This is a genomic window from Streptomyces corchorusii (assembly GCF_001514055.1).
GTDB lineage: Bacteria > Actinomycetota > Actinomycetes > Streptomycetales > Streptomycetaceae > Streptomyces > Streptomyces olivaceoviridis.
This window is the reverse complement of record NZ_KQ948358.1, coordinates 226,072-250,308: the sequence shown is the minus strand read 5'-3', so window position 1 is coordinate 250,308 and position 24,237 is coordinate 226,072. Positions and strand designations below refer to the sequence as shown.

The 24,237-nt window shown below is 72.3% G+C and carries 21 protein-coding genes; 17 read left to right on the top strand and 4 right to left on the bottom strand.

Features of this window, described 5'->3' with window-relative positions:
- Positions 1–274 precede the first annotated feature (274 nt).
- On the top strand, positions 275–1,864 hold the full coding sequence (gene serA, locus AQJ11_RS22210; protein ID WP_014675171.1) for a phosphoglycerate dehydrogenase: 1,590 nt from the start codon (positions 275–277) through the stop codon (positions 1,862–1,864).
- A gap of 67 nt (positions 1,865–1,931) precedes the next feature.
- Here serA and AQJ11_RS22205 read toward each other — a convergent pair whose 3' ends face one another.
- Positions 1,932–3,467 (bottom strand): MFS transporter, encoded by a 1,536-nt coding sequence (locus AQJ11_RS22205; RefSeq protein WP_059264133.1) that lies wholly within the window; start codon positions 3,465–3,467, stop codon positions 1,932–1,934.
- Positions 3,468–3,564: 97 nt separating this feature from the next.
- Between AQJ11_RS22205 and AQJ11_RS22200 the strand changes: the two genes are divergently transcribed.
- A complete protein-coding gene (locus AQJ11_RS22200; RefSeq protein ID WP_058081998.1) occupies positions 3,565–4,149 on the top strand; it encodes a TetR/AcrR family transcriptional regulator in 585 nt (194 codons plus the stop codon).
- A 13-nt stretch (positions 4,150–4,162) separates the two neighbouring features.
- On the opposite strand, the gene AQJ11_RS22195 is transcribed toward AQJ11_RS22200, so the two are convergent.
- A complete protein-coding gene (locus AQJ11_RS22195) occupies positions 4,163–5,443 on the bottom strand; it encodes a PucR family transcriptional regulator (RefSeq protein ID WP_208616584.1) in 1,281 nt (426 codons plus the stop codon).
- A gap of 165 nt (positions 5,444–5,608) precedes the next feature.
- Between AQJ11_RS22195 and AQJ11_RS22190 the strand changes: the two genes are divergently transcribed.
- The 4 genes from AQJ11_RS22190 to AQJ11_RS22175 all read left to right on the top strand — a co-directional run bounded on the left by AQJ11_RS22190 (position 5,609) and on the right by AQJ11_RS22175 (position 9,706).
- Positions 5,609–6,535: a proline dehydrogenase family protein gene (locus tag AQJ11_RS22190; protein ID WP_059264131.1), complete on the top strand. Its 927-nt coding sequence runs from the start codon at positions 5,609–5,611 to the stop codon at positions 6,533–6,535.
- A gap of 39 nt (positions 6,536–6,574) precedes the next feature.
- Complete coding sequence (pruA, locus tag AQJ11_RS22185; RefSeq protein WP_014675176.1) at positions 6,575–8,206, top strand: L-glutamate gamma-semialdehyde dehydrogenase; 1,632 nt, start codon at positions 6,575–6,577, stop codon at positions 8,204–8,206.
- Between the two features lie 88 nt (positions 8,207–8,294).
- Positions 8,295–9,188 carry an alpha/beta fold hydrolase gene (locus tag AQJ11_RS22180; protein WP_059264130.1) on the top strand — a complete coding sequence of 298 codons (894 nt, stop codon included), beginning with the start codon at positions 8,295–8,297 and terminating at the stop codon, positions 9,186–9,188.
- Complete coding sequence (locus AQJ11_RS22175; RefSeq protein WP_059264129.1) at positions 9,185–9,706, top strand: GNAT family N-acetyltransferase; 522 nt, start codon at positions 9,185–9,187, stop codon at positions 9,704–9,706. Before AQJ11_RS22180 ends, AQJ11_RS22175 begins: the two co-directional genes overlap by 4 nt.
- A gap of 9 nt (positions 9,707–9,715) precedes the next feature.
- Here the strand turns inward: AQJ11_RS22175 and AQJ11_RS22170 are convergent, their stop codons facing one another.
- The gene (locus AQJ11_RS22170; protein WP_059264128.1) at positions 9,716–10,708 is read right to left on the bottom strand and encodes an NADP-dependent oxidoreductase; all 993 of its coding nucleotides are present in this window, start codon (positions 10,706–10,708) and stop codon (positions 9,716–9,718) included.
- 105 nt (positions 10,709–10,813) lie between these two features.
- Between AQJ11_RS22170 and AQJ11_RS22165 the strand changes: the two genes are divergently transcribed.
- Together AQJ11_RS22165 and AQJ11_RS52140 are read left to right on the top strand one after the other, a co-directional pair.
- A complete protein-coding gene (locus tag AQJ11_RS22165) occupies positions 10,814–11,728 on the top strand; it encodes a LysR family transcriptional regulator (protein ID WP_059264253.1) in 915 nt (304 codons plus the stop codon).
- A 226-nt stretch (positions 11,729–11,954) separates the two neighbouring features.
- Positions 11,955–12,086 (top strand): hypothetical protein, encoded by a 132-nt coding sequence (locus AQJ11_RS52140; protein ID WP_015493350.1) that lies wholly within the window; start codon positions 11,955–11,957, stop codon positions 12,084–12,086.
- Between the two features lie 49 nt (positions 12,087–12,135).
- Here AQJ11_RS52140 and AQJ11_RS22160 read toward each other — a convergent pair whose 3' ends face one another.
- The gene (locus AQJ11_RS22160) at positions 12,136–13,683 is read right to left on the bottom strand and encodes a purple acid phosphatase family protein (protein ID WP_059264127.1); all 1,548 of its coding nucleotides are present in this window, start codon (positions 13,681–13,683) and stop codon (positions 12,136–12,138) included.
- A 143-nt stretch (positions 13,684–13,826) separates the two neighbouring features.
- Here AQJ11_RS22160 and AQJ11_RS22155 point away from each other — a divergent pair, with 143 nt between their 5' ends.
- The 9 genes from AQJ11_RS22155 (at position 13,827) to AQJ11_RS22115 (ending at position 24,220) form a co-directional block, all read left to right on the top strand.
- A complete protein-coding gene (locus tag AQJ11_RS22155; RefSeq protein ID WP_058082004.1) occupies positions 13,827–14,870 on the top strand; it encodes a 3-isopropylmalate dehydrogenase in 1,044 nt (347 codons plus the stop codon).
- A gap of 241 nt (positions 14,871–15,111) precedes the next feature.
- Positions 15,112–16,200 carry a branched-chain amino acid aminotransferase gene (locus AQJ11_RS22150; protein ID WP_014675184.1) on the top strand — a complete coding sequence of 363 codons (1,089 nt, stop codon included), beginning with the start codon at positions 15,112–15,114 and terminating at the stop codon, positions 16,198–16,200.
- 216 nt (positions 16,201–16,416) lie between these two features.
- Positions 16,417–17,124 (top strand): urease subunit gamma, encoded by a 708-nt coding sequence (gene ureA / locus AQJ11_RS22145; RefSeq protein WP_059264126.1) that lies wholly within the window; start codon positions 16,417–16,419, stop codon positions 17,122–17,124.
- Positions 17,121–18,845, top strand: coding sequence for an urease subunit alpha (locus tag AQJ11_RS22140; protein ID WP_058082006.1), 1,725 nt, complete (start codon positions 17,121–17,123; stop codon positions 18,843–18,845). Before ureA ends, AQJ11_RS22140 begins: the two co-directional genes overlap by 4 nt.
- Positions 18,846–18,856: 11 nt before the next feature.
- On the top strand, positions 18,857–19,897 hold the full coding sequence (locus tag AQJ11_RS22135; protein WP_059264125.1) for an agmatine deiminase family protein: 1,041 nt from the start codon (positions 18,857–18,859) through the stop codon (positions 19,895–19,897).
- An 18-nt stretch (positions 19,898–19,915) separates the two neighbouring features.
- A complete protein-coding gene (locus AQJ11_RS22130; protein WP_014675188.1) occupies positions 19,916–20,524 on the top strand; it encodes a TetR/AcrR family transcriptional regulator in 609 nt (202 codons plus the stop codon).
- Positions 20,525–20,584: 60 nt separating this feature from the next.
- Positions 20,585–21,886, top strand: coding sequence for an MFS transporter (locus tag AQJ11_RS22125; RefSeq protein WP_058082008.1), 1,302 nt, complete (start codon positions 20,585–20,587; stop codon positions 21,884–21,886).
- 284 nt (positions 21,887–22,170) lie between these two features.
- Positions 22,171–23,781 (top strand): citramalate synthase, encoded by a 1,611-nt coding sequence (gene cimA, locus AQJ11_RS22120; protein ID WP_059264124.1) that lies wholly within the window; start codon positions 22,171–22,173, stop codon positions 23,779–23,781.
- A gap of 13 nt (positions 23,782–23,794) precedes the next feature.
- On the top strand, positions 23,795–24,220 hold the full coding sequence (locus AQJ11_RS22115) for a VOC family protein (protein WP_059264123.1): 426 nt from the start codon (positions 23,795–23,797) through the stop codon (positions 24,218–24,220).
- Positions 24,221–24,237 lie beyond the last annotated feature (17 nt).

The following is a 24,237-nucleotide window of genomic DNA, read 5'->3' as shown; positions in this document are numbered from 1 at the left end:
TGGCAAGCAGCTGCGCAAGCTGATGAGCTGGGTGAACGAAGAGGCGTAAGCCCGCTGACAGGGGCCGGGGCGGGCTGCTCCGGCCCCTGTTGTCCAACCCGTCCAGCCCCGGACGGGTGATCCTTCCGCGGAGGCGCAATGCGACGCCCGCCGCGCCACTATGCTTCTGCACAACACGCGTCAGGCCCACAGCGTCGTGCGTCTTCCGCGGCTAGCCCCTCCTCCGCCTGCGGCCGTCGGGACGGCCGTCCGCATCGCACATGTGAGGACTCACGTGAGCTCGAAACCCGTCGTACTCATCGCTGAAGAGCTGTCGCCTGCCACCGTCGACGCACTCGGTCCGGACTTCGAGATCCGGCACTGCAACGGAGCGGACCGCTCCGAGCTGCTGCCGGCCATCGTCGACGTGGACGCGATCCTGATCCGTTCGGCCACCAAGGTCGACGCCGAGGCCATCGCCGCCGCGAAGAAGCTCAAGGTCGTCGCCCGGGCCGGCGTCGGCCTGGACAACGTCGACGTCTCCGCCGCCACCAAGGCCGGCGTGATGGTCGTCAACGCCCCGACCTCCAACATCGTGACCGCCGCCGAGCTGGCCTGCGGTCTCATCCTCTCCACCGCCCGCAACATCCCGCAGGCCAACGCCGCGCTGAAGAACGGCGAGTGGAAGCGCAGCAAGTACACGGGTGTGGAGCTGGCCGAGAAGACGCTGGGCGTCGTGGGCCTGGGCCGCATCGGTGCCCTCGTCGCGCAGCGCATGTCCGCCTTCGGCATGAAGGTCGTCGCCTACGACCCCTACGTGCAGCCCGCGCGGGCCGCGCAGATGGGCGTCAAGGTGCTCTCCCTGGACGAGCTGCTGGAGGTCTCCGACTTCATCACCGTCCACCTGCCCAAGACCCCCGAGACGCTCGGCCTCATCGGCGACGAGGCGCTGCGCAAGGTCAAGCCCAGCGTCCGCATCGTCAACGCCGCGCGCGGCGGCATCGTGGACGAGGCGGCGCTGTACGCGGCGCTGAAGGAGGGCCGGGTCGCCGGTGCCGGCCTCGACGTGTACGCCAAGGAGCCCTGCACCGACTCCCCGCTCTTCGAGCTGGACCAGGTCGTCTGCACCCCGCACCTGGGCGCGTCGACGGACGAGGCGCAGGAGAAGGCCGGTATCGCCGTCGCCAGGTCCGTCCGCCTCGCCCTCGCCGGTGAGCTGGTGCCGGACGCCGTCAACGTCCAGGGCGGTGTCATCGCCGAGGACGTCAAGCCGGGCCTGCCGCTCGCCGAGCGCCTCGGCCGCATCTTCACCGCGCTCGCCGGTGAGGTCGCGGTCCGCCTCGACGTCGAGGTCTACGGCGAGATCACCCAGCACGACGTCAAGGTGCTGGAGCTGTCCGCGCTCAAGGGCGTCTTCGAGGACGTCGTCGACGAGACCGTGTCCTACGTCAACGCCCCGCTCTTCGCGCAGGAGCGCGGGGTGGAGGTCCGCCTGACCACCAGCTCGGAGTCCGGCGACCACCGCAACGTGGTGACCGTGCGCGGCACGCTGGGCACCGGCGAGGAGGTGTCGGTCTCCGGCACGCTGTCCGGCCCGAAGCACGTCCAGAAGATCGTCGCCGTCGGCGAGTACGACGTCGACCTGGCGCTCGCCGACCACATGGTGGTGCTGCGCTACGAGGACCGCCCGGGTGTCGTCGGCACCGTCGGCCGCATCCTCGGTGAGGCGGGCATCAACATCGCCGGCATGCAGGTCGCCCGCGCGGCCGTGGGCGGGGAGGCGCTGGCCGTGCTGACCGTCGACGACACGGTGGGCTCCGCCGTCCTGGCCGAGGTCGCCTCCGAGATCGGCGCGACGTCCGCCCGCTCGGTGAACCTGGTCTGATCCACCCGTGCCGGAACGCCGGGCGGGCTGAGGTGACCCCTCAGCCCGCCCGGCGTTTTTGCGTCGCCTACTTCCGCCCGGCCTCGATCCGCCGCAGCGTCACCGCCGCTCCCACGGCCGCCAGCACCAGGATCACCGCGCCGGCGACGGCGGCGCCCCGCATTCCGCTGGTGAACGCCTCCCGTGCCGTCGCGAGCAGGGTCTGACCGGTCCGGCCGGGCAGCCGGGCCGCGCCGGCCAGCGCACCGCCCAGGGTCTCGCGGGCCCCGGCCGGGGCGGTGGCCGGCATCGTGTGGCGGTAGACCGCCGTACCGATCGAGCCCAGGACCGCCATGCCGAGCGCGCCGCCGAACTCGGTGCCGGTCTCCAGCAGCGAGGAGGCCGTGCCCGCCCGCTCCGCCGGCGCCGCGCTCATCGCCAGGTCGGTCAGCTGGGACAGCACCATGACCGCTCCGCAGGCGAGGACGCCGGCGGCGGCCAGCACCAGCCACAGCGAGTCGGTGCCGACGAGGGCGAGCAGGGCGTACCCGGCCGCGCTGACCGCGAAGCCGCAGGCGACGACGTGTCCCCGGGGGACGCCCCGCTGGACGAGCTGGGCGGAGAGCGGTCCGGCGATCCCGATGAGGACCGAGGGCAGCAGGCTCCACAGGGCCGCCTCCAGCGGGCTCTTGCCCAGGACGGACTGGAGGTACTGCGTGGTGAAGATGGCCGAGCCCATCATCCCGAACGCGCAGACGAGGGTCAGGACCAGCGACGCGGTGAAGCCGTGGCCCCGGAAGAGGGCCGGCGGGATCAGCGGGGAGGTGCCGGTGCGCTGGCGCCGGACGAACAAGGCCGCGAAGAGCAGACCGACGGTGACCGAGACGACGTACCCCGGGTTCCATCCCTCGGAGGGGATCTCCTTCAGGCCGTAGACGACGGGGAGCACGGCGGCCAGCGACAGCGGAACGCTCAGCCGGTCGAAGCGGCCGGGCGCGGGGTTCTTCGACTCGGGCAGCAGCACCGGGCCGAGGAGGAGCAGCAGCGCCATCGCGGGCAGGTTGACCAGGAAGACCGAGCCCCACCAGAAGTGCTCGACCAGGATGCCGCTCATCACCGAGCCGAGGGCGATGCCGCCGGTCATCACGCCGGACCACAGGCCGATCGCCTTCGCCCGCTGGGCCGGGTCGGTGAACATCGTGCGCAGCAGGCCCATCGTGGAGGGCATCAGGGTGGCGCCGCCGATGCCGAGGACCGCGCGGGCCGCGATCAGGGTCTCGGCGCTGTTCGCGTAGGCCGCGAGGAGCGAGGCGGCGCCGAAGGCCGCGGCGCCCATGAGGAGGAGCCTGCGGCGGCCGATGCGGTCGCCGAGCGAGCCCATCGTCAGCAGCAGGCCGGCCAGGACGAAGCCGTAGACGTCGAAGATCCACAGCTGCTGGGTGCCGCTGGGGCGCAGGTCGGCGCTGATCGCGGGGGTCGCGAAGTACAGGACCGAGACGTCCATCGAGACCAGGAGCAGCGGCAGCATCAGCACGCCGAGCGCGGTCCACTCGCGGCGTCCGGCGCGGGTGGGTGCGCTGTCGGCGCCGGCGGGGTCGGTGGTGCTCGTCGGGTTCATCGTCATGCCGAGGACTGTACGAGCGTCTTATACGCTTGTCTAGAACGAGTGTATAAGTCATCTGTCTGGGACGGTTGTATGGATCGCGGAGTAGGGTGGGCCCATGGGACACCGTGAGGATCTGCTCGAAGGCGCCAAGCGCTGCCTGCTGGAGAAGGGCTTCCTGCGCACCACCGCGCGCGACATCGTCAAGGAGTCGGGCACCAACCTCGCCTCCATCGGCTACCACTACGGCTCGAAGGACGCCCTGCTGGTGCAGGCGTACGTCTCGCTGATCGAGGGCGTCGGCGAGCGCTTCGACCCCGGCCTGGACGGCGAGATGACCCAGCCCCCGGGCTCGCTGGAGCGCTTCCAGGAGGTGTGGGCCGGGATCATCCGCACCGTGCCCGAGTCACGGGCGATCTGGCTGCTCAGCTTCGAGCTGATGTTCCAGAACGACCGGCTCGAAGAGGTGCGCAAGCTGCTGGCCGAGGCCCAGAGGGAAGGCCGCGCGGGACTCGTCCCGCTGTTCAACGGCGTCCCGGAGTCCGACCTGGACGAGGAGACGGTCGACAGCGAGGGGCGCCTCTACCAGACCCTCCTCAACGGCCTCATGGTCCAGTGGCTCTTCGACCCCGGCACGGCGACCACCGCCGAGCAGCTCACCGAGGGGCTGCGCCGGGTGATCCGGGAGGCCGCGCGCGGCTGACCGCGCCGGGGCGTCACAGCCGCGCCCGCTTCAGCGCCATGTGCAGCAGCAGCCGGTCCTCCCCGTCGTCCAGGTCCAGGCCGGTCAGCTGTTCCACGCGGGACAGGCGGTAGTAGAGGGTCTGGCGGTGGATGCCCAGCTCGGCCGCCGTGCGGCCCGCCTGGCCCGCGCAGTCCAGGTAGACCTCGGCCGTGCGGGCCAGCTCCCGGTGGACGGGGGACAGGAGCGGGCCGACCACCCGGTCGTGCGCGGCCTCCGGCGGCAGCGCGGTCAGCAGCCGGTACGCCCCGATCCGCGCCCACTGCGCGACCGGCCCGAACCGCGGCTCGGCCAGCGCGGCCCGCGCGGCGGCCGAGGCCTCCTGCCAGACGGTGCCCAGCTCGGTGAGGCCGGTGCGGGGCTCGCCCACCCCGGCCGCACAGCCGGTGACCCCGGCCCCGGCGGTGAATCCCGCCGCGACCGCCGCCGCCACCCGGGCCCCCACCCCGCGCGCCGCGCCGCCCGCCGCCCCACGGGCCCCGTCGGCCTCCTTCAGCAGCCGCGAGGCCGCCGCCAGGGCGGGTGTGCTGGACTCCGTGGTGCGCAGGCGCACCAGCAGCGCGAGGCTCTGTCCCGAGGCGCCCCACGGCAGGGTGCACAGCGCCGTGGCGTGCGGGATCGTACGGGCGGCGGGGGCGTCGTCCGGGTCGGCCGACGGCCAGGGCGCCACGCAGACCAGGGTGTGCGGGCCGTCCGCGCGGGGCCCCAGCGCGGTGCGCAGTTCGGCCACCGCCATGTCCCGCTGCCAGCCGCGCTCCGCGGTGAGCACGGCCCGCAGCTCCCGGCTCAGCCCCGCCCCGGCCTCCGCCTCGTCCGCGAGCAGGGCGCCGATCCGGCCCGCGACCCGCAGGGCGGAGGCGAGCTGGGCGTCGGTCGGCCCGGGATCGCTGTCCAGCAGCCAGACGTAGCCGAGGACGACGCCCCGGTGGCGTACCGGCAGGCAGATCCGGCCGCGGTAGACACCGGCCTCCGGGCTCGGCGGGATGCGGACCGGCCCGGTCGCGCGCGTGATGCCGAAGCCCTCGAACCAGGCGCGGACCGTCGCCGTGGAGCGCCGGGTCAGGATCGAGCGGGTGCGCACCGGGTCCAGCGCGGTCGGGTCCAGCTCGTCCTCGCTGTCGTAGGCACCGAAGGCGATCAGCTCGAAGTCACGGTTCTCCAGGGTCGCCGGCACCCCCAGCAGCTCGGAGATCTCGTCCACCAGCTCCTGGTAGTCCGCCTTGAATTCAGCCGCCACTCGGGCATTCTCCCCCATTTCCCGGCCGCCTTCATACATCTGTCTGAGATCCCGGGCACGGATGCGTGACAGCTGTCGATGGCCGACGATCGGAGAGATCCATAGGTTTCACGGTGGTTCTCCGTGCCGTACCCGAATCGTCGGGTGACGGCCGAATTTGGTGCTTGTCTGTGGAGGTGCCCCGTGCTGGGTCCCGTGATTCTCGCCGCGTCGCGCAGCGACCGGATGCGACGCCTGATCTCGGCGGCCCCGGTGACCAAGCAGGTCGTCGACCGCTTCATCCCCGGCGAGACCGTGGCCGACATCGTCCCGATCATCAAGGACCTCACGGCCAAGGGCCTGGAGCTGACGATGGACGTCGTCGGCGAGGACATCACCACGCCCGAGCAGGCCACCGCCGCGCGGGACGCCTACCTGGCGCTGATCGACCACCTCAAGGACCTGGGGCTGGGCGAGCGCGTGGAGATGTCCGTCAAGCTGTCCATGTTCGGCCAGGCGCTGGAGGGCGGCCACGAACTGGCGCTCGCGAACGTCCGCCCGGTCGTCGAGGCCGCCGCCGCCATCGGTACGACCGTGACGCTCGACGCCGAGGACCACACCACCCTCGACTCGATGTTCGCCATCCACGAGGAGCTGCGGAAGGACTTCCCGCAGACCGGCTGCGTCATCCAGGCCTACCTCTTCCGCACCGAGGCCGACGCCCGCCGCCTCGCGGAGTCCGGCAGCCGCGTCCGCCTGGTCAAGGGCGCCTACAAGGAGCCGGCCGAGGTCGCCTACCAGCAGAAGCACGAGATCGACAAGGCCTACGTGCGCATCCTGAGGACGCTGATGGAGGGCGAGGGCTACCCGATGGTCGGGTCCCACGACCCGCGTCTGATCGCCATCGCCCAGGAGCTGGCCCACAAGGCCGGCCGTAAGCTCGACGAGTACGAGTTCCAGATGCTGTACGGCATCCGCGGCGACGAGCACCTGCGGCTGGCCGCCGAGGGCCACCGCATGCGCGTCTACACCGCCTACGGCACCGACTGGTACGGCTACTTCATGCGCCGCCTGGCGGAGAAGCCGGCCAACCTCCGGTTCTTCCTCCGCTCCATGGTCAGCAAGGGCTGAGCCCGAACACCCGCTCACGTACAAGGAGTTACGGATCTCATGGACGCTGTGACCCAGGTCCCCACCCCCGTCAACGAGCCGGTGCACGGCTACGCCCCCGGCTCGCCCGAGCGCGCCCGGCTGGAGGCCAAGCTCAAGGAGCTGGCCGAGAACCCGATCGAGCTGCCGATGACGATCGGCGGGGAGAAGCGGCTGGGCGGCGGCGAGCCGTTCGAGGTCGTGCAGCCGCACAACCACAAGGCCGTCATCGGCACCGGCCGCCACGCCACCCAGCAGGACGCCAAGGACGCCATCGACGCGGCCCTGGCCGCCGCGCCGGCCTGGCGCTCGATGTCCTTCGACGACCGCGCCGCGATCATCCTGCGCGCCGCCGAGCTGCTGGCCGGCCCGTGGCGCGAGACCATCGCCGCCTCCACCATGCTGGGCCAGTCCAAGACCGCCCAGCAGGCCGAGATCGACACCCCCTGCGAGCTGGTCGACTTCTGGCGCTTCAACGTCCACTACGCCCGGCAGATCCTGGCCGAGCAGCCCCCGGCGAACTCCCCGGGCGTGTGGAACCGCCTGGACCACCGCCCGCTGGAGGGCTTCGTCTACGCGATCACGCCGTTCAACTTCTCGGCCATCGCGGGCAACCTGCCCACCGCCCCCGCCCTGATGGGCAACGTGGTGGTCTGGAAGCCGTCCCCGACGCAGACCCACTCGGCCGTGCTCCTCATGCGGCTGCTGGAGGAGGCGGGCCTGCCCAAGGGCGTCATCAACCTCGTCACCGGCGACGGCATCGAGGTCTCCAAGGTCGCCCTGGAGCACCGGGACCTCGCGGGCATCCACTTCACCGGCTCGACCAAGACCTTCCAGTACCTGTGGAAGACGGTCGGCAACAACATCGAGAAGTACCGCTCCTACCCGCGCCTGGTCGGTGAGACCGGCGGCAAGGACTTCCTCGTCGCCCACCCGAGCGCCGACCGCGCCGTGCTGAAGACCGCCCTGACCCGCGGCGCCTTCGAGTACCAGGGCCAGAAGTGCAGCGCGACCTCCCGCGCCTACATCCCGGCGTCCATCTGGAACAGCGGTTTCAAGGAGGAGTTCGCCGCAGAGGTCGACTACCTCACCATGGGTGACGTCACCGACCTGTCGAACTTCATCGGCGCCGTGATCGACGAGCGTGCCTTCGCCAAGAACAAGGCCGCGATCGACCGCGCCAAGGCGGACCCGTCCTGCACGATCGTCGCGGGCGGCAGCTACGACGACTCGGTCGGCTACTTCGTCCGCCCGACCGTCATCGAGTGCACCGACCCGGAGAACGAGGTGTTCACCACCGAGTACTTCGGTCCGATCCTCGCGGTGCACGTCTACGAGGACGACAAGTACGACGAGATGCTGACCCAGATGGAGTCGGTGTCGGACTACGCCCTCACCGGCTCGGTCATCGCCAACGACCGCGCGGCGGCGGCGTACACGATGGAGAAGCTCCGCTTCGCCGCGGGCAACTTCTACATCAACGACAAGTCGACCGGCGCCGTCGTCGGCCAGCAGCCCTTCGGCGGCGGGCGCGCCTCCGGCACCAACGACAAGGCCGGCGCCCCCCAGAACCTCCTGCGCTGGACGCTGACCCGCGCCATCAAGGAGACCCTGGTCGCGCCGACCGACTACACCTACCCGCACATGGGCTGACCAGCCCCCCGAGCACGGCCCGGGAAGCCCGACACGAGCGGGCTTCCCGGGCCGTTCCCATGCGCCCGCCGGCCGGCACACTGGCCGCATGACGAAGGCAGCCGACGGAGTACCCGCCGACGCCCGAGCGGCAGCCGGGGAGGCGGTAACGGCCGACGACGGGGTACGGCTGTGGGCGGCGCGGCCGGACGGCGGGGGAGACCCGCTGGTGCTGTGCCACGGCGGGCCGGGGCTGTGGGACATGTTCGGCGACGTGGCCGCGCTCCTCGCCGACCGGACGCCGGTCGTCCGCTGGGACCAGCGCGGCTGCGGCCGCTCGGAGCGGTGCGCCGGGCCGTGGACGACCGCCCGGTTCGTGGCCGACCTCGACGCCGTACGGCGGCACTTCGGGCTGGACCGCATGGCGCTGCTCGGCCACTCCTGGGGCGCGCAGTTGGCGCTGAGCTACGCGCTGGCCCACCCGGAGCGGGTGAGCAGGCTCGTCTACGTCTCCGGCACGGGCATCGGCCCGGACGCCGACTGGCATCCCGTCTACACCGCCGGCTTCCTCGCCCGGCTCGGTGAGAGTCCCGAACGGCTCGCGCGCTGGCGGGAGTTGGAGGCGTTGCCGGAACGCGACGAGGCCGCGGAGCGGGAACGGGCCGCGCTGCGGTGGTCGGTGGAGTTCGAGGACCGGGAGTGCGCGCTGGAGCACGCCCGGCGCATGGCCGAGCCCTGGTTCGGAGTCAACCAGGCGTGCAACAGGGCGCTGAACGAGGAACGGAAGCGGACCTGGGGCACACCCGGACTGCGCGCGGCCTGCGCCCGCCTCGACGTGCCCGTCCTGATCGTCGACGGCGCCCGGGACATCCGCCCCCGCACCGCCGTGGACTCACTCGCCGCGGTTCTGCCCCGCGTCCGCCGGGTGGTCCTACCCGCCGCCGGGCACCTGCCGTGGGTGGAGGACCCGGCGGGCTTCCGGCGCGCCATACTGGCGTCATGACCCTGCGGCTCGCCCACACCGCCGACCTGGACCCGGCCGAACTCCGCGCTGTACGCGCCCTGTTGGACGACGCCTTCGACGGGGACCTGTCCGACGCGGACTGGGAGCACGGGCTGGGCGGGACGCACGTGCTCGTCCATGACGGGGCCGGGCTCGCCGCTCACGGGGCCGTCGTGATGCGGCGGGTGCGGCACCGGGGGCGGTGGCTGCGCACCGGGTATGTCGAGGCCGTCGCCGTGCGGGCCGACGTACGGCGCACCGGGCTCGGCGGGCGGGTGATGGCCGAGGTGGAGCGGGTGGTCGACCGGGCCTACGACCTCGGCGCGCTCTCCGCGAGCGACGCGGGAGCCGCGCTGTACACCGCCCGGGGCTGGCAGCGGTGGGCCGGGCAGGTGCACGCCCTGTCGCCGGACGGGATCGTCCGGCTGCCCGAGGAGGAAGGCGGCGTGTACGTGCGGGGCGCGCTGGACCCGGACGGGGAGCTCGTCTTCGACTGGCGGGACGGCGACGTCCTCTGAAGCCGGCGGTCAGGCCGCGCGGACCAGGATCTTGCCGGTGTTGCCGCCGCGCAGCATCAGCAGGAACGCCTCCACGATCCGCTCGAACCCGTCGATCACGGTCTCGTCCGCGACCAGTGCCCCGCTGCGCAGATGCGGTACGGCGAAGTCGTACAGCTCTTCCTGCGCGTCCAGGTGGTCCTTCACCAGGAAGCCCTCGACGCGCAGGCTCTTCTCCACCACGTCGGCGTGGTCGAACCGCACCGGGGGCGCGTCCGGGGTGTTGTACTGGCTGATCGTGCCCACCCGCACCACCCGGCCCCGCTCGCGCAGCGCGCCGATCGCCGCGCCGAGGTGGTCGCCGCCGACGTTGTCCACGAAGACGTCGACGCCGGTGGGGGCGGCCCGCGCGAGCAGGTCGGCGACCGGGGCGGTGCGGTAGTCGAAGGCCGCGTCGTAGCCGGCCTTCCGCGTCAGGTACGCGGCCTTCTCCGCGCTGCCCGTGCTGCCGATCACCCGGCCCGCGCCGAGCAGCCGGGCGAAGCGGCCGGTGGCCGTGCCGACCCCGCCCGCCGCGCCGGAGACGAACAGGTCCTCGCCCCGACGCAGCCGGGCGATCCGGGTGAGGGCGACGTAGGCGGTCAGCCCGGTGCCCCCGAGCACGCTCAGGTACGCCGACAGCGGGACGCCCGGGTGGTGCGGGATCCGGCGGACCTCCTCGGGGCGGACCACGGCGTGGGTGCGCCAGCCCTGGCGGTGGAAGACGATCTCGCCCTCGGCCAGGGAGGGGGTGCGGGAGGCGACGACCCTGCCCAGGGTGCGGCCCTCCAGCGGGGCGTGCAGTGCGAAGCCCCCGTCCATCAGTTCACGGTGGTACGGGTCCACCGACCAGTACAGGTTCGCCACCAGGGCCGTGCCGGGGTCCGGTTCGGGGACCGGGGACTCGGCGAAGCGGAACTGGTCGGCGCTGGGGAAGCCGGTGGGTCGGGCGGTCTGGTGCACGGTGAGCGCGGTCTCGGTCATGGGACGGGACCGTACGGAGGAATCCCCGGCGCGGGCAGCGGGTTGGGCTCATGGAACGCGCCGAACCATGAGCCCCGCTCATAGCAGCAGGTGGGAGACCCCGACGTGACCGCAGCCGACCTTGCCCCGCAGGAGCTACGGATCCTTGTCGCCGTGGCCGAGGAGGGCGGCTTCTCGGCCGCCGCCGTCCGGCTCGGCGCCACCCAGTCCGCCGTCTCCCATGCCGTGCGCGGCATCGAACGCAAGCTGGGCGTCGTACTGTTCGAGCGCGGCCGGTTCGGCGCCCGGCCGACGCCCGCCGGCGAGCGGGCCGCCGCTCACGCGCGCCGCGTGCTGCGGATGCTGGCGGCGATGGCCGCCGACGTGAGGGGCGCGGACACCGGCGAGGTCGCCGGGTCGTTGCGGATCGCCGCGTTCCGCAGCGCGGCCCTGCATCTGCTGCCGCCCGCCCTGGAACGGCTGGCCGCCCTGCACCCCGGCGTCGAGGTGACCGTCAGCGTGATCCGCGAACAGGGGCCCGGCACCGCCGGTGAGGTCGCCGCCGGGCGGGCCGACCTCGGGATCGCCACCCTCGGCGGCCCGGCCGCCCTGCCCGCCGGGCTGGTCGGCGGGGTGCTGCTGGAGGAGCCGTACTCCCTGGTGCACCCGGCCGGGCACCCGGCGCCGCGCTCCCTCCCGCTCGTCGACTGGACGGAGAACTGCGGCTCCTACACCCGCGACTGGTGGGCCGCCCAGGACTGGATCCCGGCGGCGACCGTCACCGCCGAGGACGACGGGGCGGTGCTGTCGATGGTGGGCAGCGGCCTCGGCATGGCGATCATGCCGGCGCTGTCGCTCACCGGGGCCCCGCCCTCGGTGCGGATCACCGACCTCGGGCCCGAGCGGCCGTACCGCTCCGTCGGCTACGCGACCACCCCGGAACTGGCCGCCACGCCCGCCGTGCGGGCCCTGATCCGTGTCCTGCGCTCCCTTGGCCAAGGTTCCTCCGAACGCACGGAAGCCCAGCTCAGGACGGTGTGATCCAGTGCGCCGTCTCAGATAGTAGGAAGTCCGAGTAATTGTGCAGACAGATGCAGGCCACTCCCTTAGTTTTGTAGGAGCCGAACGTCTCGCTCGATCCAGCGAATGGCGGTCGTGAGCCGGGCCCCGTGCAGGCAACCCCTGCGGCCGGTGCTCCCCGCCCCTTCCGGCGTCTCGTAACCCCCTTCCTTGCCGTGCTCCACGTATGCCGAAGGAGTCGATCGCCATGGCCGAGACGACCGTCCGCCGCCGAGTCCGCCACGTGTCCCGCACGAGCGAGTCCGACCGCAAGAACGCCGCCGCCGCTCTCCAGCGCGCCCTGGACCGCCGGGACAACGGCGGCGAGACCGGCCACTGAGCCGGACCACCGGCCGGGAGCCGCACCCCGACGGGGTGCGGCGCGGCCCTCATCCGCCGCGCCGCACCTCGAAGTGGTCGATCCGCCGCCCGTCCTGGGCCAGGGCCGACACCGCCAGCCGTGGCGCCGCGCCGGCCCGCACCTCCACCGAGAGCAGCGAGAAGCCGGTGTAGCGCACCCGCGACCACTCCACCGTCTCCGGCACCCGGTCCCTGCCCTTCGCCCACGCGAAGGTCTCCACCGCCCGGTGCCCGGTGACGTGTCCCTCGTAGCTGTCCTTCACGCCCGACGGGAAGCCGTACAGGTCACGGCCGCCGCCGCCCGCCGTGACGTACACGGTGCCGTCCCGGCCGGGGTCGGTGGACCCGCCGACGGGCACCGCCCGGCCGGTCGTGCCGTCCTTGATCGCGTCCGTGCGCTCGTACACGTGGTTGTGGCCGTTGATCACCAGGTCCACCCGGTGCTTCCCGAACAGCGGCAGCCACTCCCGCCGGACGCCCCCGTCCGAGGCGTGCCGCGAGGTGGAGTAGGCGCAGTGGTGGAAGAAGACGACCACGAAGTCGATCCCGTCGGCCGCGCGCAGCCGCCGCAGCGTCCGGTCCAGCCACGCCGTCTGCCGGCCGCGGCTGTGCCCGAGGTTGGCGGGGATCTCGTACGACACGTCGTTGGCGTCCAGCGCGACGAAGCCGGCGTTGCCGTAGGTGAACGTGTAGGCGCCCGGCGTGCCGTGCGGGTCGAAGCCGGTCTCCGGCAGACGGAAGCGGGCGAGCTGGCCGCCGTAGCCGTCCGGCGAGTACCAGGCCTCCATGTCGTGGTTGCCGGTGGTCACCATCCACGGCACGGACCGCGCCACCTGCTCGTTCTGCTTCAGGAACAGGTCCCAGGAGGCGGGGTCGTAGCCGTCCGTCGTCCGGCCCGTTCCGCTGACGTCCGCGTAGCAGATGTCACCGGCGTGCAGGTGGAAGGCGGGCTCCTGGCGCAGCATCAGATCGTCGTTGGTGTACGCCGCCCGGCCCACGCCCTGGTCGCCGAAGGCCGTGAACACGAAGCGCTCCGCACGCGCGGGCGCCGTGCGGAAGGAGGCGATGGCCGCGCGGTGGGCGGGGGCCGTGGGCTCCCAGCCGTCGTGGCCGACGCCGTAGTAGTACGTCGTGCCGGGCGTGAGGCCGTCCACGGACGCGTGCACGTAGTACTGCTCCAGCGCGGGCCGCACGTCCTCCACCCCGGGCGTGCGCAGCGGGCGGATCTCGGCCGGGACCCGGTGCCCGAGGTCGTCGGGGCGGGTGCCGACCCGCACGTACGGCCGCTTCACCGCCAGCGGCACCTGCCAGGAGATCCGCATCCGCGTGCGGGGGTCGGCGCCGAAGGCGAGGTGCCGGCCGAAGGGGGCCACCGCCGAGCCGGGCGCCCGCGAGGTGGCCGGGGCCGGCTTCGCGCCGGACGCGGTGCCGCAGCCGGTCAGCAGGCCGCCCGCCACCGCACCGGCCGTCACCAGCGTGCGGCGGCGCACCAGGCGGCTGCGCAGGTACTCGTACTGCTCGGCCATGCTCAGCCGCTCGGCGAGCGGGCGGGGGATGCCGACGTCGGGAGTGTCCATGCCCCGGACCGTTCCCCCGGTGTCCGACATCCTTGCCGCACACGGGTGAACGTCGACCGACGGGCGGACACCGGCAACCCGTCCGGGTGTCCGTATGGCGGACGGTACGTGTCATCCCCTGGGACGCGGAGTAGGGTGCCCGCATGTCTCGCAGCATCAATCTCGCAGTGATCCCCGGTGACGGCATCGGCCAGGAGGTCGTGGCCGAGGGTCTCAAGGTCCTCTCCGCCGTCCTGCCGCAGGATGTGAAGCTGGAGACCAAGGAGTACGACTTCGGCGCCAAGCGCTACCACGCCACCGGTGAGACCCTCACCGACGCCGACCTCGACTCCCTCAAGCGGCACGACGCCATCCTGCTGGGCGCCATCGGCGACCCGTCGGTGCCGTCCGGCGTCCTGGAGCGGGGCTTCCTGCTCAAGCTCCGCTTCGCCTTCGACCACCACGTCAACCTGCGCCCGTCGAAGCTGCTCCCGGGTGTCGCCACCCCGCTCGCCGGCCAGCCGGAGATCGACTTCGTCGTCGTCCGCGAGGGCACCGAGGGCCCGTACACCGGCAACGGCGGCACCATCCGCAAGGGCACCGCGCACGAGGTCGCCACCGAGGTGTCCGTCAACACCGCCTTCGGTGTCGAGCGCGTCGTCCGCGACGCCTTCGCGCGCGCCCAGGCCCGCCCGCGCAAGAAGCTCACGCTGGTCCACAAGAACAACGTGCTGACCTTCGCCGGGCACCTGTGGACGAACATCTTCAACAAGGTGGCCGAGGAGTACCCCGAGGTCACCACGGACTACATCCACGTCGACGCCGCGACCATCTACCTGGTCACCGACCCGGGCCGGTTCGACGTCATCGTCACCGACAACCTCTTCGGCGACATCATCACCGACCTCGCCGCGGCCGTCTCCGGCGGCATCGGCGTGGCCGCCTCCGGCAACATCAACCCCACCCGCGAGTTCCCGTCCATGTTCGAGCCGGTCCACGGCTCGGCCCCGGACATCGCCGGCCAGGGCAAGGCCGACCCCACCGCCACCGTCCTGTCCGTCGCCCTGCTGCTGCGCCACCTCGGCTACGACGCCGAGGCCGACCGGATCGACGCGGCGGTCGCCGCCGACCTCACCGAGCGCGCCGGACAGCCGGCCCGCTCCACCTCCGCGATCGGCGACGCGCTCGCCGTACGCGTAGCCGGCTGACCCGCCGCGCTACACCGAGCCGCCGGGTCGCGACCGCACCCGGCGGCTTTTCCCATGCCTCGCCGGGTGCCACCATCAACCCCTGGACCGCTTCACCCCGATTCCGTCCGCTACCGCCGCCCGCGCGATAATCGAACGCGGAGCCGCGGTATGAGGGAAAGCTCGGACGTCCCAGCACCGACGACCGGGAGCACAGGCGTGAGCGCGGCCCGTCACTACAACCGGTGAAGGACAATCACTCATGACGACGCCCACGATCGAGCTCAAGCCCTCCGCCAGCCCCCTCGCCGCCGCGGAACGGGAGGCGATCCTGGCCAACCCCGGGTTCGGCCGCCACTTCACCGACCACATGGTGACGATCAAGTGGACCGAGGGCCGCGGCTGGCACGACGGCCAGCTCGTTCCGTACGGGCCGATCTCCCTGGACCCGTCCACGCACGTCCTGCACTACGGCCAGGAGATCTTCGAGGGCCTGAAGGCCTACCGCCAGCCCGACGGCTCGGTCGCGCTGTTCCGTCCCGAGGCCAACGCCCGCCGGTTCCGCAACTCCGCCCGCCGCATGGCCATGGCCGAGCTGCCCGAGGAGCTGTTCATCGCCGCGCTGGACGCGCTGCTCACCCAGGACGCCGACTGGGTCCCGCCGCACGGCGGCGAGGCCTCCCTCTACCTGCGGCCGTTCATGTTCGCCACGGAGGCCGCGCTCGGCGTGCACCCGGCGAACGAGTACCTGTTCATGCTGATCGCCTCCCCGTCCGGCGCGTACTTCGCCGGCGGTGTGAAGCCGGTCACCATCTGGGTCTCCGAGGACCACGTCCGCGCCGTCCCGGGCGGTACCGGCGACGCCAAGACCGGCGGCAACTACGCCGCGTCCCTGCTGCCGCAGGCCGAGGCCGCCGCGCACGGCTGCGACCAGGTCGTCTACCTCGACGCGGTCACCCGCACCAAGGTCGAGGAGAGCGGCAGCATGAACGTCGCGTTCGTCTACGGCGACCGGATCGTCACCCCGTCGCTCACCGGCTCCATCCTGGAGGGCATCACCCGCGACTCCCTCCTCCAGGTCGCCCGCGACCTCGGCTACACCGCCGAGGAAGGGGTGATCACCCTCCAGCAGTGGCGCGAGGACGCCGCGTCCGGTGCGCTGACCGAGGTGTTCGCGTGCGGTACCGCCGCCGTGGTCACGCCGATCGGTCACGTCAAGACCAAGACCGACCAGTGGTCCCACGGCGACGGCACGCCCGGACCGGTCACCGGGCGGCTGCGCGAGGCGCTGCTGGGCATCCAGCGGGGCCTGACCGAGGACAAGCACGGCTGGATGCACCGGGTCGGCTGAGGCCCGGCCGACCGCCCCGAGGGGGCGTCGGGGTCCGCGAAACCAGTGGGGGCTGGTCGCGCGGGCCCCGGCGCCCCCTCGCCGTTTGTCATCTGGTTGATTTAGAACGATGTTCAATGTGACATAACGCCGGTAGATTCCTCAGTCCTTCCCCGTGAGCGCACACTGCGTTTAGAGTGCTGCTCTAAACCTGGGGAAGGAAGGAGGTGCCCGATCGTGCGACTCACCCCCACGGAACGTGACCGGCTGCTGCTCTTCGGGGCCGCCGAGCTGGCCCGGGCCCGCCGGGCGCGCGGCCTGAAGCTGAACGTGCCCGAGGCCACCGCACTGATCGCGGACACCGTCTGCGAGGCCGCCCGCGACGGCAAGCGGCTCGCGGAGGCCGTCGAGGCGGCCCGGTCGGTGCTCGGTCCCGAGGACGTCCTGCCGGGTGTCGCCGACGTCGTCGCCGAGGTGATGGTCGAGGCCGTCTTCGACGACGGCTCCCGGCTCGCGGTCGTCTCCGACCCCATCGGCACAGCGGGGGGAGGGCTGGGCGCGGACGCCCCGGGCGCCCTGCTCCCCGGCCCCGAGCACGCCGACCCCGAGCCCGTCGTCCGGCTCCGCGTCACCAACACCGCGAGCGTGCCGGTCTCCGTCACCTCCCACTTCCACTTCTTCGAGGCCAACCCCCGCCTCGACTTCGACCGCGGGCGCGCCTACGGCATGCGGCTCGCCGTACCCGCCGGATCCTCGGTCCGCTTCGGGCCGGGGGAGAGCGAGGAGGTCGGGCTCGTGCCGATCGGCGGCGAGCGGATCGCGATCGGCTTCGCCGGACTGGTCGACGGGCCGCTGGACGCGCCCGGCGCGCAGGAGGAAGCCCTCCGCAGGGCCGCCGCCTGCGGATACCTGGGAGCGACACCGGAAGGAGGCGAGGAGCGATGAGCCGCTCGAAGGGGCGCGAGGTGAGCCGGTCGATCCACGTCGACCCGCACGCCTACGCCGCCACCCACGGCCCCCGCGCCGGCGACCGGGTCCGCCTCGGCGACTCCGGGCTCACCGTCCGCGTCGAGTCCGACTCGCAGAAGTACGGCGACGAGTTCCTGGCCGGCTTCGGCAAGACCGCCCGCGACGGACTGCACCTGAAGGCCGCCGCCGTCCGGGACACCTGCGACGTCGTGATCAGCAACGTCGTCGTGATCGACGCGGTGCAGGGGATCAGGAAGGTGTCCATCGGCATCCGCGAGGGCCGTATCTGCGCCATCGGCCGGGCCGGCAACCCGGACACCCTGGACGGCGTGGACGTCGTCGTCGGCACCGGCACCTCGATCGTCTCCGGCGAGGGGCTGATCGCCACCGCCGGCGCCGTCGACACCCATGTGCACCTGCTGTCGCCGCGCATCATGGAGGCGTCCCTCGCCTCCGGCGTCACCACGATCATCGGGCAGGAGTTCGGCCCGGTGTGGGGCGTCGGCGTCAACTCGCCCTGGGCGCTGCGGCACGCCTTCAGCGCCTTCGACGCCTGGCCGGTCAACATCGGCTTCCTGGGCCGGGGTTCGTCCTCCCACGCGGCGCCGCTCGTCGAGGCCCTGGCCGAAGGAGGGGCGAGCGGCTTCAAGGTGCACGAGGACATGGGCGCCCACACCCGCGCCCTGGACACCGCGCTCCGGGTCGCCGAGGAGCACGACGTCCAAGTCGCCCTGCACAGCGACGGGTTGAACGAGTGCCTGTCGGTCGAGGACACCCTGCGGGTGCTGGAGGGCCGCACGATCCACGCCTTCCACATCGAGGGCTGCGGCGGCGGGCACGTGCCCAACGTGCTGAAGATGGCCGGTGTCCCGAACGTCATCGGCTCCTCCACCAACCCCACCCTGCCCTTCGGCCGGGACGCGGTCGCCGAGCACTACGGCATGATCGTCTCCGTCCACGACCTGAAGACCGACCTGCCCGGCGACGCGGCCATGGCCCGCGACCGGATCCGCGCCGGCACCATGGGCGCCGAGGACGTGCTGCACGACCTGGGCGCGATCGGCATCACCTCCTCCGACGCCCAGGGCATGGGCCGGGCCGGTGAGACGGTCCGCCGCACCTTCGCCATGGCCGGCAAGATGAAGGCCGAGCTGGGGCCCCTGGAAGGCGACGGCGAGGGCGACGACAACGCGCGCGTCCTGCGCTACCTGGCCAAGCTGACCATCAACCCGGCCATCGCGCACGGGCTCTCCCACGAGGTCGGCTCGATCGAGGTGGGCAAGCTCGCCGACATCGTGCTGTGGCGCCCGGAGTACTTCGGGGCCAAACCGCAGCTCGTCCTCAAGGCGGGCTTCCCGGCGTACGGCGTGGTCGGCGACCCCAACGCGGCCACCGACACCTGCGAACCCCTCGTCCTGGGCCCGCAGTTCGGGGCGTACGGAGCCACGGCCGCCGACCTCTCGGTGGCGTTCGTCGCCCGCGCCGCCGTCGACCAGGGCAACGACCGGATGCCGACCCGGCGCAGAAGGGTCGCGGTGCGCGGCACCCGGGGCATCGGCCCCGCCGACCTGCGCCTGAACTCCCGTACCGGAGCGGTGGACGTCGACCGGCGCACCGGCCTGGTCACCCTCGACGGCGACCCGATCCGCTCGGAGCCGGCCGACTCCGTCTCCCTCAACCGCCTCTACTTCCTCTAAGGACCCGCGCCATGAGCACCCCCGCCGCCGACGGCTTCCGCATGCCTGCCGAGTGGGCCCCCCACGAGCGCACCTGGATGGCGTGGCCGAGCCCCAACCCGACCTTCGACGACCCGGACGACCTGGCCGCCGCCCGGACCGCCTGGGCGTCCGTGGCCCGCGCCGTCCGCCGCTTCGAACCGGTGACGGTCGTGTGCGGTCCCGGCCAGTCGGATGAGGCCCGGGCGCTGCTCGGCCCCGGTGTCGATACGGTCGAGCGGGACCTGGACGACGCGTGGATGCGGGACATCGGCCCCACCTTCGTCACCGACGGCCGGGGCCGGCTGGCCGCCGTGGACTGGACGTTCAACGGCTGGGGCGCCCAGGACTGGGCCCGCTGGGAGCACGACGCCAGGATCGGCGCGTACGTGTCCGACCTCGCGGGCGCCAAGACGTACGCCTCGAAGCTGGTCAACGAAGGCGGCGCGATCCACGTCGACGGCGAGGGCACCGTGCTGCTCACCGAGACCGTGCAGCTCGGTCCCGAGCGCAACCCGCACTGGACCAAGGAGGAGGTCGAGGCGGAGATCCACGCCCACCTCGGCACCAGCAAGGCGATATGGCTGCCGCGCGGCCTGACCGGCGACTACCCTCCCCACGGCTTCGGCACCCTCGGCCACGTCGACATCGTCGCCGCGTTCGCCCGGCCGGGTGTCGTGGTCGCCCACCACCAGCCGGACCCGGCACACCCCGACCACGAGGTCACCCGGGAGGTCATCGGCCTGCTGAGGTCGGCGACCGACGCCCGGGGCCGCCGCCTGGAGGTCGTGGAGGTGCCCGCGCCGACCGCCCTGGAGGCCGACGGGCACTGGGCCGACTACTCCTACATCAACCACTACCTCTGCAACGGCGGCGTGGTGCTGTGCGGGTTCGACGACCCGCGCGACGAGATCGCCGCCGGGATCTTCCGGCGCCTGTTCCCGCAGCGGACGGTGACGCTGGTGGACGCGCGTACGATCTTCGCGGGCGGGGGCGGTATCCACTGCATCACGCAACAGCAGCCGAAGGTCTGACACACACGGGAGCAGGAGATGACCGGTGCGGGCCGGGCACGCAGGAACGCGCCGCCGCGCGAGGAGGTCCTCGCCGCCGCCATGGACATGATCGCCGAGCGCGGTCTGGAGAAGCTCACCATGGCGGGGCTGGGCCGCGAGGTCGGCATGAGCAGCGGCCACCTGCTGTACTACTTCCGCTCCAAGGACGAGCTGCTGCTGCGGACGCTGGAGTGGAGCGAGGGCCGGCTCGGCGCGGAGCGGGGCCGCCTGCTGGCCCGTCCCGGGAGCGCGCGGGAGCGGCTGTCCGCGTACGTCGACCTGTACGTGCCCGACGGCCACCGCGACCCGCACTGGACGCTGTGGCTGGAGGTCTGGAACCGGTCGCAGAACGCCGACGAGGACGCGCGGGCCCGGCAGGCGGCGATCGAGGGCGCGTGGCACCGGGACCTGGTCGCGCTGATCGCCGAGGGGATCTCGCGGGGGGAGTTCCGGCGGGTGGACGCGGACCGCTTCGCGACGAGGCTGCGCGCGCTGCTGGACGGGTTCTCGATCCACGTGGCGATCGGGCTGCGGGGCACCGACCGGGAGCAAGTCCTCGCGCACGTCAGGGAGTTCATCGAGGAGGGGCTCACCGTGACCCCCTAGCGGCGCAACTCCGACGCCGCACCGGAATCGTTTCCTGTGCCACCGGGCAGGTAACGGCCCATGGGACGACAACACTGGAAGAAGATCTGGGTCGGCTCGGCGGGCAACATGGTCGAGTGGTTCGACTGGTTCGTGTACGCGAGCTTCGCCACCTACTTCGCCGGCGCGTTCTTCCCGAGCGGCAACCCCACCGCCCAGCTGATGAACACCGCCGGCATCTTCGCCGTCGGCTTCTTCATGCGCCCCGTCGGCGGCTGGCTGCTGGGCAGGGTCGGTGACCGCAAGGGCCGCAAGGCGGCGCTGACCCTGACCGTCACGCTCATGTCGGCCTCGGCGATCCTCATCGCCGTCGCCCCCACCTACGGGGTCGCCGGCTACGGCGGAGCCCTCGTGCTGCTCGTCGCCCGCCTGCTCCAGGGCCTGTCGGTGGGCGGCGAGTACGCGGCCAGCGCCACCTATCTGACCGAGGCATCCGATCCCAGGCGGCGCGGCTTCGCGTCCAGCTTCCAGTACGTGTCCATGACCGCCGGCCAGATCGTCGGCCTCGGCCTCCAGATCGTCCTCCAGCGCACGATGTCCGACGCCGCCCTGCACAGCTACGGCTGGCGCATCCCGTTCGTCGTCGGCGCGCTCGGCGCGGCCGTCGTCTTCTACCTGCGCCGGAACATGCTGGAGACCGAGGTGTACGAGGAGGACACCTCGCACTCCGGGGAGCGCGGTACCCTGCGCGCGCTGGGGCGGCACAAGCGGGAGGCGTTCCTGGTGATCGCCCTCACCATGGGCGGCACGGTGGCGTACTACACGTACACCACCTACCTGACGAAGTACCTGTCCAACTCCGCGGGGCTGTCCAAGCAGACCGCCACGCTCGTCTCGTTCACCGCGCTGATCGTCTTTGCCTGCCTCCAGCCGCTCGCGGGCGCCCTCTCCGACCGCATCGGCCGCCGCCCGCTGCTGATCACCTTCGCCGTCGGCTCCACCTTCCTCACCGTTCCGATCATGACGCTGCTGGGGCACGCGGACGGCTACTGGCCCGCCCTCGGCCTCGCCCTGCTCGCGCTGGTCGTGGTCACCGGCTACACCTCCATCAACGCCTGTGTGAAGGCCGAGCTCTTCCCGACCGGCGTCCGCGCGCTCGGTGTCGCCCTGCCGTACGCCATCGCCAACGCCCTCTTCGGCGGCACCGCCGAGTACGTCGCCCTGTGGTTCAAGAAGGGCGGCATCGAGTCCGGCTTCTACTGGTACGTGGCCGGCTGCGCCGCCGTGTCCCTCGTGGTGTACGTCACCATGCGGGAGACCAAGGACCTGGATCTGACCCGGGTGCGGGCCGGCGAGGATTCCACACTGACGCCCGCATCCTGAGACGGTCGGTGAGTCGGGGGCCGGGCTGTGCCAGACTGCCCCCGTGCTCTCGTTCGCCATGATTATCGGCAGCAGGCGCGCCGGTCCGCAGTGACCACCTCGTACGACCAGGTGCGGGTGGCCACCGTCGTCCTCGACCCGCGCGCAGACCTCTCGCACCCGCGAGGGGTTTTTTCGTTTTCCGGCCCACCTTCAGCCGGTGACGGAGCGCGAGGGACCATGGAGGAACGGTGGAGCCGGTCATTCCGGTAAAGACCGAAGATTTCCCACAGGAGCCTTGAGACATGACCGAGACGGCAACCAGCGAGCTCGACGACTCGTTCCACGTCTTCGACACCACGCTGCGCGACGGCGCGCAGCGCGAGGGCATCAACCTCACCGTCGCGGACAAGCTCGCCATCGCCCGGCACCTGGACGACTTCGGCGTGGGCTTCATCGAGGGCGGCTGGCCCGGCGCGAACCCCCGCGACACGGAGTTCTTCGCCCGCGCGCAAGCGGAGATCGACTTCCAGCACGCCCAGCTCGTCGCCTTCGGCGCCACCCGCCGCGCCGGCACCACAGCCGCCGAGGACCCGCAGGTCAAGGCCCTGCTGAGCTCGGGCGCCCCGGTGATCACCCTGGTCGCCAAGTCGCACGACCGGCACGTGGAGCTGGCGCTGCGCACCACCCTGGAGGAGAACCTGGAGATGGTCCGCGACACCGTGTCGTACCTGCGCGAGCAGGGCCGCCGGGTCTTCGTGGACTGCGAGCACTTCTTCGACGGCTACCGCGCCAACCCCGAGTACGCCAAGGCGGTCGTGCGCACCGCCTCCCAGGCCGGCGCCGACGTCGTCGTCCTCTGCGACACCAACGGCGGCATGCTCCCCGCCCAGGTCCACGCGGTCGTCTCCACCGTCCTCGCCGACACCGGCGCCCGGCTCGGCATCCACGCCCAGGACGACACCGGCTGCGCGGTCGCCAACACCCTGGCCGCCGTCGACGCGGGCGCCACCCACGTGCAGTGCACGGCCAACGGCTACGGCGAGCGCGTCGGCAACGCCAACCTGTTCCCGGTGGTCGCCGCCCTGGAACTGAAGTACGGCAAGAAGGTGCTGCCCGAGGGCCGGCTGCGCGAGATGACCCGCACCTCCCACGCCATCGCCGAGGTCGTCAACCTGACGCCGTCGACCCACCAGCCGTACGTGGGCGTCTCCGCCTTCGCGCACAAGGCCGGCCTGCACGCCTCCGCCATCAAGGTCGACCCGGACCTGTACCAGCACATCGACCCCGAGCGGGTCGGCAACACCATGCGCATGCTCGTCTCCGACATGGCCGGCCGCGCCTCGGTCGAGCTGAAGGGCAAGGAGCTGGGCATCGACCTGAGCGGCGACCGCGAGCTGGTCGGCCGGGTGGTCGAGCGGGTGAAGGAGCGGGAGCTCAAGGGCTACACGTACGAGGCGGCGGACGCCTCGTTCGAACTGCTGCTGCGCGCCGAGGCCGAGGGCAGGCCGCTGAAGTACTTCGACGTCGAGTCCTGGCGGGCCATCGTCGAGGACCGGCCCGACGGCACCCACGCCAACGAGGCCACGGTCAAGCTGTGGGCCAAGAGCGAGCGGATCGTCGCCACCGCCGAGGGCAACGGCCCGGTCAACGCCCTGGACCGCGCCCTGCGCGTGGCCCTGGAGAAGATCTACCCGCAGCTCGCCAAGCTGGACCTGGTCGACTACAAGGTCCGCATCCTGGAGGGCAAGCACGGCACCCAGTCCACCACCCGCGTGCTGATCGCCACCTCGGACGGCTCCGGCGAGTGGGCCACGGTCGGCGTGGCCGAGAACGTCATCGCCGCCTCCTGGCAGGCCCTGGAGGACGCGTACACGTACGGCCTCCTCCGCGCGGGCGTGGAGCCCGCTCAGTAGCCACAGTGGAGGCATGACCTCAGACACCCACGACGTGCTGTCCCGGGCCCGCGTCGCGACCCGGCTGCCCGCCCGGGACCTGGACCGGGCCCGCCGCTTCTACGCCGAGAAGCTCGGCCTGTACCCGGTGGACGAACGGCCCGGCGGGCTGCTGTACCGCTGCGCGGGCGCGGACTTCGTCGTGTTCCGCTCGACGGGGGCCTCGCCCGGCACCTTCACCCAGATGGCCTTCGAGGTGGACGACATCGAGGCGGCCGTCACCGAGCTGCGCCGCCGGGGCGTCGAGTTCCAGGAGGTCGACGTGCCCGGTTTCCGCACCCGGGGCGGCATCGCCGAGATCGAGGGCAACTACCCGAGCAAGGGCGCGCGGGCGGAGCGGGGCGCGTGGTTCCGGGACAGCGAGGGCAACCTGCTGGGCATCGGCCAGCTCATCCTGTGAGCCGCGCCGGCCGGTCC

What these genes read in the sequence shown, in the direction of transcription:
- AQJ11_RS22125 (WP_058082008.1), top strand. Translation starts at nt 20,585, where the DNA reads ATGGGACGACAACACTGGAAGAAGATCTGGGTCGGCTCGGCGGGCAAC.
- AQJ11_RS22135 (WP_059264125.1), top strand. Translation starts at nt 18,857, where the DNA reads ATGAGCACCCCCGCCGCCGACGGCTTCCGCATGCCTGCCGAGTGGGCC.
- AQJ11_RS22180 (WP_059264130.1), top strand. Translation starts at nt 8,295, where the DNA reads ATGACGAAGGCAGCCGACGGAGTACCCGCCGACGCCCGAGCGGCAGCC.
- AQJ11_RS22170 (WP_059264128.1), bottom strand. Translation starts at nt 10,708, where the DNA reads ATGACCGAGACCGCGCTCACCGTGCACCAGACCGCCCGACCCACCGGC.
- AQJ11_RS22200 (WP_058081998.1), top strand. Translation starts at nt 3,565, where the DNA reads ATGGGACACCGTGAGGATCTGCTCGAAGGCGCCAAGCGCTGCCTGCTG.
- AQJ11_RS22150 (WP_014675184.1), top strand. Translation starts at nt 15,112, where the DNA reads ATGACGACGCCCACGATCGAGCTCAAGCCCTCCGCCAGCCCCCTCGCC.
- AQJ11_RS22160 (WP_059264127.1), bottom strand. Translation starts at nt 13,683, where the DNA reads ATGGACACTCCCGACGTCGGCATCCCCCGCCCGCTCGCCGAGCGGCTG.
- AQJ11_RS22130 (WP_014675188.1), top strand. Translation starts at nt 19,916, where the DNA reads ATGACCGGTGCGGGCCGGGCACGCAGGAACGCGCCGCCGCGCGAGGAG.
- AQJ11_RS22195 (WP_208616584.1), bottom strand. Translation starts at nt 5,443, where the DNA reads ATGGGGGAGAATGCCCGAGTGGCGGCTGAATTCAAGGCGGACTACCAG.
- cimA (WP_059264124.1), top strand. Translation starts at nt 22,171, where the DNA reads ATGACCGAGACGGCAACCAGCGAGCTCGACGACTCGTTCCACGTCTTC.
- AQJ11_RS22115 (WP_059264123.1), top strand. Translation starts at nt 23,795, where the DNA reads ATGACCTCAGACACCCACGACGTGCTGTCCCGGGCCCGCGTCGCGACC.
- AQJ11_RS22155 (WP_058082004.1), top strand. Translation starts at nt 13,827, where the DNA reads ATGTCTCGCAGCATCAATCTCGCAGTGATCCCCGGTGACGGCATCGGC.
- AQJ11_RS52140 (WP_015493350.1), top strand. Translation starts at nt 11,955, where the DNA reads ATGGCCGAGACGACCGTCCGCCGCCGAGTCCGCCACGTGTCCCGCACG.
- pruA (WP_014675176.1), top strand. Translation starts at nt 6,575, where the DNA reads ATGGACGCTGTGACCCAGGTCCCCACCCCCGTCAACGAGCCGGTGCAC.
- AQJ11_RS22140 (WP_058082006.1), top strand. Translation starts at nt 17,121, where the DNA reads ATGAGCCGCTCGAAGGGGCGCGAGGTGAGCCGGTCGATCCACGTCGAC.
- AQJ11_RS22205 (WP_059264133.1), bottom strand. Translation starts at nt 3,467, where the DNA reads ATGACGATGAACCCGACGAGCACCACCGACCCCGCCGGCGCCGACAGC.
- AQJ11_RS22175 (WP_059264129.1), top strand. Translation starts at nt 9,185, where the DNA reads ATGACCCTGCGGCTCGCCCACACCGCCGACCTGGACCCGGCCGAACTC.